Below are 11,311 nucleotides of genomic sequence, written 5' to 3'. Positions count from 1 at the left end.
TCAGTTCAGCTTGGGGTTGAGGGCATCGCGCAGCCAGTCGCCGATCATGTTGACCGACAGCACGATCAGGCAGAGCTGGATGGCGGGGAACACCACGATCCACCACAGGCCCGAGAAAAGATACTGGTTGCCGATACGGATCAGCGTCCCCAGCGACGGCTGGTCCGGCGGCATGCCCACGCCGAGGAAGGACAGCGTCGCCTCGGACAGGATGGCGAGCCCGAAATTCAGCGTCGCGGCCACCATGATCGGCGTCAGCGTGTTGGGCAGGATGTGGTGCAGCATGATGCGCCAGGGCTTCACCCGGATCAGGCGCGCGGCCTGCACGTATTCCTTCTTGCGCTCCACCATGGCCGAAGCGCGAACAGTGCGCGCGTATTGCACCCAGGACGGCACCGCGATGGCGACGATCAGGATCGGCGCGGCGAGGGCGCTTTTGAGGTCGGGCGGCAGGGCGGCGGTGGCGACGGCGGAGATCAGGATAGCGATCAGGATGAACGGCATCGACAGCAGCACATCGCCCACCCGCATGATGACATTGTCGACCCAGCCGCCGAAATACCCCGCGATCAGCCCGAGGCTCAGGCCCACCGCGAGCGCCAGCATCACCGAGGCAAAGCCGATGACCAGCGAGATGCGCGAGCCGTAGAGGATGGCCGAGTAGATGTCGCGCCCCTGCACGTCCGTACCCAGCAGGAAGGGCCATTGCCCTTGGGCGTCCCAGAGCGGCGGGATCTCGGAGTTCCACAGCTCCAGCGCGGCAAGGTCATAGGGGTTCTGCGGCGTGATCCAGGGGGCCAGCAGGGCGCCGAGGGTCAGCAGAAGCAACAGGATCGCGGCGAAGACGGCGCTGGGATGCGCGCGGAAGGAATACCACAGGTCGCTGTCGCGCAACCGCGCCAAGCGCGAGGGCGGAGCGGGCGGGATGTCGGTGCGATCAGCCATTGGCGCCTCCGGCCGCTGCGGTGTCGTCGCGCAGGCGCGGATCAACCCAGGCATAGGTCACGTCCACGATGGTGTTGAGGACGACGAAGATGAAGGACACGAGCATCAGGTAGGCGGCCATCACCGGGATATCGACGAAGGTCACCGCCTGGATGAACAAAAGCCCCATGCCCGGCCACTGAAACACCGTCTCGGTCACCAGCGCGAAGGCGATCAGGTTGCCGATCTGCATGCCCGTCAGCGTGATGACAGGCATCAGGCAGTTGCGCAGGGCGTGGATCCAGTGGACCCGGGCGCGGGGCACGCCGCGGGCGCGGGCGAATTTGACGTAGTCGGTGCGCAGGGTCTCCAGCATCTCGGCGCGGACCAGCCGCATGACCAGCGTGATCTGGAACGTGGCGAGCGAGATCGCAGGCAGAACCAGCGCCGCCCGGCCCGAGGGTGTCAGCAGCCCGGTGGACCACCAGCCGATATCGACCGTCTCGCCGCGCCCGAAAGCGGGCAGCCAGCCGAGCGTCACGGAAAAGGCGAGGATCAGGAGGATGCCGACCACGAAGCTGGGCAGTGACACCCCCACGATGGAGGTCAGCTGCAATGCATCTGCCAGCCGGCTGTTGCGGTGGACCGCAGTGAAGACCCCCAGCGGGATGCCCACCACGAGCGAGATCACCGTCGCCACCAGAACCAGCTCGAAGGTCGCGGGCAGGCGCTCGGCGATCAGGACCATGACGTCCTGTTGATTGCGGTAGGAGATCCCGAAATCGCCCTGCACCGCGTTGGTAACGAAGCGGATATACTGCGTGAGGAACCCGTCGTTCAGTCCCAGCCTCTCGCGCAGTTCGGCGCGCTCGGCCTGCGTGGCCTGTTCGTTCACCATCATCTCGACCGGGTCGCCGAAGGATCGGAAGATCAGAAAAGCGAGGAACGCGACGGCCAGCATCACGAAGGCGGCGTTCGCCGTGCGTTTGAGAAGGAATGCGATCACGGGGTCTCTCCGGAGGAAATGGGTCCGGGCGCGTGCGCCCGGACCCGGTCTGTCCTGGGCTCAGCCGTCGCTGCCCATGCGCGCGAACCAGAGCCGCGGCTTGTTGTCCGGGAAGAGCGGCATCTCGCTGACCGAGGTGGTGACCGCCCAGGCCATCGGCTGCTGGTGCAGCGGGATCATGATGTGCTCATCCTTGATGATCCGCATGGCGTCGTTCTGAAGCTGGAGCCGGGTTTCGAGATCCAGCTCCTGCCCGGCGGCCTGCACCAACGCGTCGAGTTCGGGGTAGGACCAGTCGCCCCAGTTGAACACGCCGGAATTGCCCTCCTTGGAGTGGAAGATCTGGATCAGCGGCGAATAGCTGTCGAGCATCGGCAGCGTCGCCCAGCCCAAGGTGTAGACATCCGTCTGCCCGCCGGTGCGCTTGGGCGATTGCACCGCGCGCGGCGCCACGTCGAGCTGCGGGGCGAGGCCGAGGCGGCTCCACATGGAGGCGATCGCCTGGCAGAACTGCTCCTCGTTCACCAGCCCGTCGGACAGGCAGTTGAACTCGAAGGACAGGCCTTCGGATACACCGGCCTCTTCCAGGAGCGCCTTGGCGCCGTCCAGATCGTATTCGGGGATCGTATCCAAATCCTCAGAATAGCCGGGGATCGGAGGCGCCACCACGGCGCCGGCGACGCGGCTCTTGCCGCGCATGATGCGCTCGTGGATCAGGTTCAGGTCGATGGCCTTATACATCGCTTCGCGCACGGCGCGGTCCGCGAAGGGGTTCGGCGCGCCCGAGGCGAGCGTCTCGCGGAAGGGGAAGCCGATCATCACGGTGCGCAGATCGACGCCTTCGAGCACGTTGACGGTGGGCGCGGCGGCGAGGCGCGGGAGGTCCTGCACGGGCGCATCGTTGGTGAAGTCGATCTCACCCGAGAGCAGCGCGGCCACGCGGGTCGCCGGCGAGGTCACGGGGCGCAGAACGAACCCGTCGAGATTGTGCTGCGGCTCGTCCCACCAGTCGGGATTGACCGTGAAGACCGTCTGCGCCTCGGGCTGGCGGCTCTCCACGAAGAAGGGGCCGGTGCCGTTGGCGTTGTAGGTAGCGTAACCCTCGACGCCCGCACCGATATCGGTCGGCAGTTCGGCATTGTTCTCGACCAGCCAGTCGCGGTCGAAAATATGGATGTTCGTCAGGTCGTTGAGCAGCAGCGGATAGGTGCCGTTCAGGGTGATGTCGATGGTGTAATCGTCCACCACTTCGGAGGAGACATAGGCCGGCAGGTTGCCCTTGAGCGGCGAGGTCTCATGGCTGACGCGCGTGAGCGAGGCCTGCACGTCCTCGGCGGTAAAGGCATTGCCGTTATGGAAGGTCACGCCCTCGCGCAGGGTAAAGCGCCATGTCACCTGGTCGTCGAGGATCTCCCAGGACGTCGCCAGCGCCGGCTCGATAGTCAGGTCGCGGTCATAGCGCACCAGGCCCTCGTAGACGTGGTTGAGCACGTTGATCGTAAAGCTGTCCCCAAAGGAATACGGGTCGAGCGAGCCGATGTCGCGATTCGCACCCCAGTCCAGAATGTTCTGCGCCTGCGCGGGCAGCGCGAGCGCGCTGACGGCGGCAGTGGCAAAGAGGTAGTGTCGAAGGGTCATCCCGTTCTCCTCGGCTGTTGATTGCGCCGACTTTCTGGCGCAAATTGGATACGATCTAGTATCCGATCAAGCACAGCCGGCCTTGACATGTCTAGCCCTCTGTATCCAATTAGGCATATAAATTGCATCCGTCCCGTGGGTGTGCGGCGAAAATGGGCAAAGGCGGCAATGGCAGAACACGGAAAAAGTACGACGACCGATGCGGTCTATGACCTTCTCTGCCGTGCGATCATCGAACAGTCGCTCAAGCCGGGGATGCGCTTGCCGGAGGATATGGTCGGCGAGCAGTTCGGGGTCAGCCGGACCATCGTGCGTCACGCGCTCGTGCGGTTGGAGACTGAGGGGCTGGTCGTCTCCAAGCGCAATCGCGGCGCGTTCGTCGCCGAACCCACCCTGGAGGAGGCGCGCCAGATCTTCGAGGTCCGCCGCTGTCTCGAAACCGAGGTGACGCGGCTTCTGGTGGAGCGGATGCCGCGCTCGGGCTTCGATGCGCTGGAGGCGCATGTCCGCCGCGAACATGGCACCAAGGGCAAGGATGGCCCGGTGTCGATCCGCCTCGCCGGTGAGTTTCATATTCTGATGGCGGAGCTCAGCGGCAACGCGGTGCTGGCGAAATACGTCACCCAGGTGGTGCGCCGCTGCTCGCTGATCATGGCGATGTTCGCGAACTCCCATTCCGCGGATTGCGCGGTGGACGAGCATTCGCAGATCATCGCCGCGATCCGGGCCAAGGATACCGACCGCGCCGTCCGCCTGATGGAGCATCATCTGGGCGCCGTGGCCGACCGCGCCAATTTCGACGGCACACCCGATACCGTGGAATCGATTCTCGCGCGCTACGGCCGGGAACTCGCGCAATGACCCATCGCGCGATCCGCTTCGCCGACCTGACCGCACGCCAGGCTTACAAGGTGATGATCGGGACCATCGTCCCGCGCCCGATCGCCTGGGTCACGACCCGCTCGCCCGAGGGCGTGATCAACGCGGCGCCCTATTCGTTCTTCAACTGCCTGTCGGCGGACCCGCCGATCCTTGCGCTCGGGGTGGAGAACAAGCCCGACCGCCGGTTCAAGGACACGGCCTGGAACATCCGCAGCACCGAGGTTTTCACCGTCAATATCTGCGATGTCGCCAATGTCGTGCCGATGGCGGCAACGGCGGCGCCCTTTCCGCCCGAGGTCGACGAACTCGCCAAGGCCGGCCTGACCGCGGCGCCCGGCGAGGTGATCGACTGCCCGCGCATCGCCGAGGCGCCGGTCGCCTTCGAGTGCCGCCGCCATGTCTCGATCGCGGTCAGCGGCGCCCGGGAGATCGTTCTGGGCCGGATCGAGATGGCCCATATCCGCGAGGATATCATCGACCCGGACACCTACTACTCCGACGCGACCCGGCTCGACGCTATCGGCCGGATGGGAGGCGAGGGCTATTGCACAACCCGCGATCTCTTCGATCTGCCGACGCCCTCCGTCGCCGAGGTTGAGGCCGCGTGGCGGGCGAGAACGGGCCGCGCGGACTGATCGAAACGCGCGCGTCAGCGATATTGCGGTATCGCAGCGCCCCGAGGTTTGCGATTTGGGACGGGGCCGCGCTTCGGCCGTCCCGATGTCATATCGCCCCTCTCGGATAGGAATTTGCAGCGTCCCGCCCCGCTAGAGCCGCTCGAAGGATTGTGGAGCCAGGAGGCCGGGCTGGACGACAGCGCGGTCGCCCAGCGTCGTGCGCGCTATGGCCCGAACGCCATCCTCGCCGAGCGCCCGACCGGCTGGCTGGAGATTCTGCGCAGCACGGTCAAGGATCCGATGATCTGGTTCCTGGTCGGGACCGCGCTCCTGTTTCTCTGGCTCGGGGATTACACCGAGGCCGCCGTCCTGGCCGTCGCCCTGATCCCCATCGCCGGGATGGACGTCTATCTCCACCGCCGCACCGAGGCCTCCACTGAAGGGCTGCGGGCCCGGCTGGCATCGCGGGCGCGGGTGGTCCGGAATGGGGTGGAACGGGAGATCCAGGCGGCCGATTTGGTACCCGGCGATCTCGTGATCGTGCCGGCGGGCGCCTATTTCCCGGCGGATGGTCTGATCCTTGCCGGCCATGCCTTGCAGGCCGACGAATCCACCCTGACCGGCGAAGCGCTTCCGGTGCGGAAACTGCCGCTCGCCGCGCCGCCCAAGGGGGCGGCGGACAGGCTGATCGACGGGGTGCATTGGGGCATGGCCGGAACCCGTCTGCTGACGGGCGAGGCGCGGCTGCGCGTCGCCCTGACCGGGGGCGACACCTATTATGGCGAAATCGCCCGGCTTTCGAGCACGACACGCAGCGAACGGACGCCGTTGCAAGCCGCGATCACGGACTTGGTGCGGATCCTGCTCGTCATCGCGCTGGTCCTCTGCGCGGCGCTCGCCGTCATTCGATACGTCCAGGGCTACGGCTTGGTCGATGCGATCCTGAGTGCCGTCACGCTCGCCATCGCGGCGCTGCCCGAGGAATTCCCGGTCGTCTTCTCCTTCTTCCTCGGACTCGGTGTCTTTCGCCTCGCCAAGCTCCATGCGCTCGTGCGGCGGGCGGTGGTCGTCGAGAATATCGGGCGTGTCACCTGCATCTGCACCGACAAGACGGGGACGCTGACCGAGGGACGGCTGCTGCTTAGCGAGGTCGTTCCCGCGGGCGCGCGCGACCGGGCGGAGGTGCTCGCGATCGGCGCCACGGCGTCCCGGGCCGAGACCGCCGATCCGCTCGACGAGATCCTGCTGGCCAGTGGCGCCGCCTGGGATGGCGCGGTCGAGGCGGTCTATCCGTTCACGGAAGACCGCCTGCGCGAGGTCTGCGTTCTGCGCGATCCCGAGGGCGGCTGGCGCGTCGCGATGAAGGGTGCACCCGAGATGGTTCTCTCGCTGTCGGACCTCGCCCCGGAGGCGCGCGAAGTCTGGCTCCATCGGACGCAGACGCTGGCCGGGTCGGGCCATAAGGTCATCGCCGTCGCCGCGCGGCGGCTTGCGGCCTGGACCGGGGACGAGCCGGAAGAGGGGTTCGACTTTGCGGGCCTTCTCGCCTTTTCCGATCCCGTCCGCGACGGCGTCGCCGAGGCCGTGGCCGAGGCGCAGGGCGCGGGCATCCGGGTCATCATGATTACCGGCGATCACGCCCGCACCGCCGAAGCCATCGCGGGGGAGCTCGGGATCGGCGGTGCCGCGCCGCGGGTCGTCGAGGGCGCCGCCCTCGAACGGAGGCTCGGCCAGCCCGGGCCGCGCTTCGATTTCGATGTCGTGGCCCGCTGCACCCCCGCGCAGAAGCTGGCCCTGGTCGAGGCGCTCCGCGCCGAGGGAGAGCTTGTCGCCGTGACCGGAGATGGCGTCAACGACGCACCGGCCCTGCGCGGCGCCGATGTCGGGATCGCGATGGGGGAACGCGGGACGCGCTCGGCGCGCGAAGTGGCCGCGATCGTTCTGCTCGACGACAATTTCGCGACGCTCGTGCGGGCCGTCGCAGAGGGCCGGCAGCTGTTCACGAACCTTCGGCTCAGCTTCGCCTATCTGCTGATGCTGCACGCGCCGCTGGTGGCCACGGCGGCGCTGATCCCGCTGATGGGCTATCCCCTGCTCTACCTGCCGATCCATATCGTCTGGATCGAACTCATCATCCACCCGACAGCGATGCTCGTGTTCCAAGACCTGCCCTCGCGGCACGCGCTGACGCCGGGCGGGGAGCGCCGGTTGCGGTTCTTCTCACCGGCGGAGTGGGCGCGTATTGGCCTGGTCGGTGCGGTGGCGACGGCGGTGATCCTGGGCGGCTTCGTCTTCAATCTCGGGGACGACCTCGACGTTCCCCATGCGCGGTCGATGGCGATGGCGACGCTGGTGATCGCGAGCGCGGCGATGGCGGCGGCGCTGACACGGCTGGGCACGCGAGCCGCGCTTCTGGCCACCGTGCTGCCGGTGGTCTCCGCCATCGCCGTGATCCAGATCGCGCCCGTAGCCGAACTGTTCCACCTGAGGCCGCTCCACGGGATCGACTGGCTTCTCGCCGCGGGGGGCGGCGCGCTTGTCAGCCTGTCCGCGGCCGTTCTGCGCCGGGAGACAGGGCACCGCGATCCGTGACGCGGCGCGGATCGGGGCGCGCGGGACGGCGACACCGATGCCGCGACCGGTGAGGGATCTCCGCCGCAGCGCTGTCTCCATCGGCCATGCGCGGTCTCGCCGCGCTAACCCGCTCTTGCCTCAGTGGTGGCGGGGCTGCGTTTCCCGACATCGGCAAAGCTGCTACGGGTCAGCCATTTGGTGAGCGTCCTGGCCATCAGCTCATGCCCCGACAGAACGATCCGCTCCCGCTCGATCTCTGTCTCGAACCGCGTATGCCCCATCCAGGCCGAGGTGAGGGCGCGCAACTCACAGACCACATAGAGGTCCACGTCGTATTTCGGATCGGTAAAGCACAGGTCGGTCTCTTCGCCGGGTTTCGTCACAAGCCAATAGTTCGCGGTCGCGTTCGGCGCGTCGTTCAGAATGAACTGAATGACCCGCTTCCCCTTGGGAAGCTGCAAGAGGTCGATCTTGCCTCGGATTTTCCACATCAGAAGGCGGGCATCGAGATCCTTGAGGGAGACATCGCAATCGATGTTCCGATGGGCCCATTCGCCAAGAGCCCGAATGTGGGGCTGCAATTCGTCGGCGATCGGCGTGGTCAGATACTCGACATGGCCGCCAGCCCCGGTCGTCCGCCGGACCACGAGGCCATTGGCCTCCAATTCCTTAAGACGCTTTGACAGCAGCCCCGGCGACATGCCCGGAACCCCGCGCTGGATCTCGCTGAACCGGGTCGAGCCGGACCACATCTCGCAGAGCATCAGCATCGTCCAGCGCGGCTCGAGCAGGCTAGCGGCCATCGCGACGGGGCAGAACTTCGGGTAGTTGGTCTCTGACATTGGAGCGCCTCCCGGATACAGGCTAGAAGCAAGCGAGGCCGCGTTCCACTTCAGAAAGTGTAGTGGAGTTGCTGCAGTCGCTGAACTGGTTGCCTCGACCGCCCGGATGCGACGCTGTCCTCGATCCAACCCAGAGGAGGACGACATGCAGAGGGACATCCATGCGAGAGACGGGCAACTCCGGGCGATCTCGGTCTTCGAGAAGCGCCCCGAGCAGGCGCGCGTGACGCATCACGGGCAGGCCGAGGTTTGCGAGGGCCTGACCTGCACCTATGCCCAGGACGGACATTCGGTGACGATCGACATGCCGGCCGCCATTGGCGGAGACGACCAGGGACCGTCGCCCGGCTATTTCGGGCGCGCGGCGCTCTGCGGCTGTCTCGCGATCGGCATCAAGATGGCGGCCACGCGGGAGGGGGTGCGTCTGGAGCGGGTCCGGGTCGAGATCGCGCAGGAGTTCGACAATCGGGGCGTCCTGGCGATGCCCGGCGCACGCTCCGCCCCTGGCGATACCCGGATTTCGATCGAGATCGTCAGCCCCGAGGAAGAGGCCAGAATACGAGAGATGGTCGAGCGAGCCATGCGGCACGATCCCTGGTATCTCGCCTTCCGAGATGCTCAGTCCATCGCGACGGATGTGTCGATCGCCCAAGAGGTGGCGTGATGGACGCCCGACTGCAATTGCGCGTCCAGCGCTACGGCTGGGATGCGGCCGCGCCGCATTATCACGAGAGTTGGGAGGCGCAGCTGCGGCCTGCGCATGATCGATTGCTCGATCTTGCGGGCGCAGGGCAGGGCCAGCGCATCGTCGAGACGGCCTGTGGAAGCGGGTTGGTCACGATGCGTCTTGCCGCGCAGGTGGGACCGGACGGGCAGGTCCTCGCCACCGACCTCTCGGAACAGATGGTGCGCGATCTTCGGATGCGTTTGGCAAGGACCGGCATGGCCAATGTCGAAACCGCGCGGATGGCGGCGGAGTCGCTCGATATCCCCGATGCCGCCTTCGACATGGCGATCTGTGCGCTCGGGCTCATGTACACGCCCGACCCCGGCCAAGCGGTGGCCGAGATGGCCCGCGTGGTGCGTCCGGGCGGCACCGTCGCGGCGACGGTCTGGGGCGAACGGCGGAACTGCGGTTGGGCCGAAGTCTTTCCGATCGTCGATGCGCGCGTCGCCTCCGATGTCTGCCCGCTCTTCTTCGGCACGGGCGGTCCCGGCAGCTTAGCGCGGCTCTTCGAGGCCGCCGGTCTCGTCGGTCTGCGCGAGCACCGGCATGCCGAGGTGCTGGTCTTCGGCTCCGATGCCGAGGTTACCGATGCCGTGCTGCTTGGCGGGCCCGTGGCGCTGGCCGTCAAGCGGTTCGGCGCGGAGGTCTGGGAGGAGGTCCGGCAGGAATTCCTGGCCTCGGTCGCGGGCTTCCGGCAGGCCGACGGCAGCTACCGGATCCCGGGCGAATTCGTCACCGTGACGGGCCGCAAACGCGCGGGTTGATCCGGCGGAGGAAAATCGAAGCCCGCCCGCCGCCACGCCCTGTTCAGCGCCAGGCTCAGGCCGATGCGGCGGCCCGGCGCAGCCGGGCGACGATGACGAACAGGATCAGGCAGACCAGCGTCATCGAGACCAAGGGCAGCGCGAAGCCTGCGCCCAGGGCCGACAGCACCCCGAACGCGACCGGCCCCAGAACGCCGCCGATCTCGGCCGCCGTGAAGAACAGGCCGCCCGCAAGTCCGAGCCGTTCGGGTGGGACGCTCGGTGTCTCCATCAGGATGAGGATCGCGATCGTCATCATCGAGCCGCGCGCGATGCCCTGCGCGATCAGGCCGGGCAGGATGAGCGCCAGGCTGGAGAAATGCAGGCACAGGCTCGCCACCAGGGACGCCGCGAAAAGGAGCGCCATGATCTTGAGCCGTCGCTCCGGAGTGGCCAGCCGGGGGACCACCAGCGCACCCACGATGCCGAGCGCCGAGGGGACCGCCGCCCAATTGCCGGCCTCGACGGGCGAGAAGCCATGCCCCTTCAGGATTTCGGGCAGCCAGTTGTTCAGGGCGTGATTGATGTAGAAGATCCCGACGCTCATCCCGAGGATGAGACGCACTTCGGGAACGCGGACAAGCTCGGCGAAGGCACCCAGGTTGAACTTCTTGCCGCCGTCGTCGTCGCGCGTCGGCCAAGCGGTCACGGGGGCATAGGCGATGGCCAGCCAGATCCCGCCGCTCGCGGCGACCAGCGCGCTATAGATCAGCATGACGCCGCGCCAGTCGTAGCCCGCCAGGGGCATCGCAACGCTGTTGGTGAGCGCGAGCGCGAGGATGCCGCCCAGATAGGGGCCGGTGACGTAGACCCCCATCGCCATTCCGCGCGCCGGGCCCTCGAAAAGGCGCGCGATGACCTTTGGCGCTCCGATGGAGATCAGCGGTCCCCCGAGGCCGAACAGCGCCACCGCGAGGAACATCTGTGTCGGGCTGTCCGCGAGGCTGCGCGCAAGGCCGGAGACCGCCATGACCAGCGTCGCGACGAAGAGCATCCGGCGGACGCCGAAGCGGTCGAGCAGGATGCCGCAGGGGATCGCCGCCGCGATATAGGCCAGTGGCCAGGCGCCCAGGATCAGGCCCATCCGTGCGTTACCGATCCCCAGATCGTCGCCGACCGGCTCGACTAGAGGGGCCATGGAGGCGGCCGTGACGCCGAAGCAGAAATAGATCAGCCAGACGCCGGCCAGGACCAGCCATCGCCCCGGCCCGGCGGAGATATCTGCGCGGGGGGTCTCGGTTCGTGTCAAGACAGGCTCAATCCGTGTGCTGGGGAGCCTGGCTCATGCCGCATCCCGC

General features: G+C 67.1%; 10 protein-coding genes. 5 read left to right on the top strand and 5 right to left on the bottom strand.

The features are described 5' to 3' along the window. The 3 genes from DTQ71_RS00180 to DTQ71_RS00170 are packed head-to-tail and all read right to left on the bottom strand — an operon-like array spanning nt 1 to nt 3,568. Entirely contained in the window at nt 1–945 is a 945-nt protein-coding gene (locus DTQ71_RS00180; protein WP_109562279.1) for an ABC transporter permease, read from the bottom strand. Beyond that, a complete protein-coding gene (locus DTQ71_RS00175; protein ID WP_109562278.1) occupies nt 938–1,930 on the bottom strand; it encodes an ABC transporter permease in 993 nt (330 codons plus the stop codon). The genes DTQ71_RS00180 and DTQ71_RS00175 overlap by 8 nt, the downstream gene beginning before the upstream one ends. Nucleotides 1,931–1,990: 60 nt before the next feature. Next, nucleotides 1,991–3,568 (bottom strand): ABC transporter substrate-binding protein, encoded by a 1,578-nt coding sequence (locus DTQ71_RS00170; RefSeq protein ID WP_109562277.1) that lies wholly within the window; start codon nt 3,566–3,568, stop codon nt 1,991–1,993. A 168-nt stretch (nt 3,569–3,736) separates the two neighbouring features. Between DTQ71_RS00170 and DTQ71_RS00165 the strand changes: the two genes are divergently transcribed. From DTQ71_RS00165 to DTQ71_RS00155, 3 genes are all read left to right on the top strand, one after another. Next, nucleotides 3,737–4,429, top strand: a complete 693-nt coding sequence (locus DTQ71_RS00165) for a GntR family transcriptional regulator (protein ID WP_109562276.1) — start codon at nt 3,737–3,739, stop codon at nt 4,427–4,429. Further along, the gene (locus tag DTQ71_RS00160; RefSeq protein WP_109562275.1) at nt 4,426–5,085 is read left to right on the top strand and encodes a flavin reductase family protein; all 660 of its coding nucleotides are present in this window, start codon (nt 4,426–4,428) and stop codon (nt 5,083–5,085) included. Before DTQ71_RS00165 ends, DTQ71_RS00160 begins: the two co-directional genes overlap by 4 nt. Before the next feature lie 114 nt (nt 5,086–5,199). Then, entirely contained in the window at nt 5,200–7,659 is a 2,460-nt protein-coding gene (locus DTQ71_RS00155) for a cation-translocating P-type ATPase (RefSeq protein WP_109562274.1), read from the top strand. Nucleotides 7,660–7,763: 104 nt separating this feature from the next. Here DTQ71_RS00155 and DTQ71_RS00150 read toward each other — a convergent pair whose 3' ends face one another. Further along, complete coding sequence (locus tag DTQ71_RS00150; protein WP_109562273.1) at nt 7,764–8,483, bottom strand: winged helix-turn-helix transcriptional regulator; 720 nt, start codon at nt 8,481–8,483, stop codon at nt 7,764–7,766. Between the two features lie 145 nt (nt 8,484–8,628). Here DTQ71_RS00150 and DTQ71_RS00145 point away from each other — a divergent pair, with 145 nt between their 5' ends. Continuing rightward, nucleotides 8,629–9,147, top strand: a complete 519-nt coding sequence (locus DTQ71_RS00145) for an OsmC family protein (protein WP_170125251.1) — start codon at nt 8,629–8,631, stop codon at nt 9,145–9,147. After that, the gene (locus DTQ71_RS00140; protein WP_109562271.1) at nt 9,147–9,974 is read left to right on the top strand and encodes a class I SAM-dependent methyltransferase; all 828 of its coding nucleotides are present in this window, start codon (nt 9,147–9,149) and stop codon (nt 9,972–9,974) included. Before DTQ71_RS00145 ends, DTQ71_RS00140 begins: the two co-directional genes overlap by 1 nt. A 55-nt stretch (nt 9,975–10,029) precedes the next feature. On the opposite strand, the gene DTQ71_RS00135 is transcribed toward DTQ71_RS00140, so the two are convergent. Then, entirely contained in the window at nt 10,030–11,262 is a 1,233-nt protein-coding gene (locus DTQ71_RS00135) for an MFS transporter (protein WP_109562270.1), read from the bottom strand. Nucleotides 11,263–11,311 lie beyond the last annotated feature (49 nt).

It is taken from the genome of Jannaschia seohaensis (assembly GCF_900116765.1).
Lineage (GTDB): Bacteria > Pseudomonadota > Alphaproteobacteria > Rhodobacterales > Rhodobacteraceae > Jannaschia > Jannaschia seohaensis.
This window is presented reverse-complemented; position numbering and strand designations above follow the sequence as displayed.

Bases quoted from the DNA above. Each gene is read 5' to 3' on its own strand.
- DTQ71_RS00180 (WP_109562279.1), bottom strand. From the start codon at position 945: ATGGCTGATCGCACCGACATCCCGCCCGCTCCGCCCTCGCGCTTGGCG.
- DTQ71_RS00170 (WP_109562277.1), bottom strand. From the start codon at position 3,568: ATGACCCTTCGACACTACCTCTTTGCCACTGCCGCCGTCAGCGCGCTC.
- DTQ71_RS00165 (WP_109562276.1), top strand. From the start codon at position 3,737: ATGGCAGAACACGGAAAAAGTACGACGACCGATGCGGTCTATGACCTT.
- DTQ71_RS00160 (WP_109562275.1), top strand. From the start codon at position 4,426: ATGACCCATCGCGCGATCCGCTTCGCCGACCTGACCGCACGCCAGGCT.
- DTQ71_RS00150 (WP_109562273.1), bottom strand. From the start codon at position 8,483: ATGTCAGAGACCAACTACCCGAAGTTCTGCCCCGTCGCGATGGCCGCT.
- DTQ71_RS00145 (WP_170125251.1), top strand. From the start codon at position 8,629: ATGCAGAGGGACATCCATGCGAGAGACGGGCAACTCCGGGCGATCTCG.
- DTQ71_RS00140 (WP_109562271.1), top strand. From the start codon at position 9,147: ATGGACGCCCGACTGCAATTGCGCGTCCAGCGCTACGGCTGGGATGCG.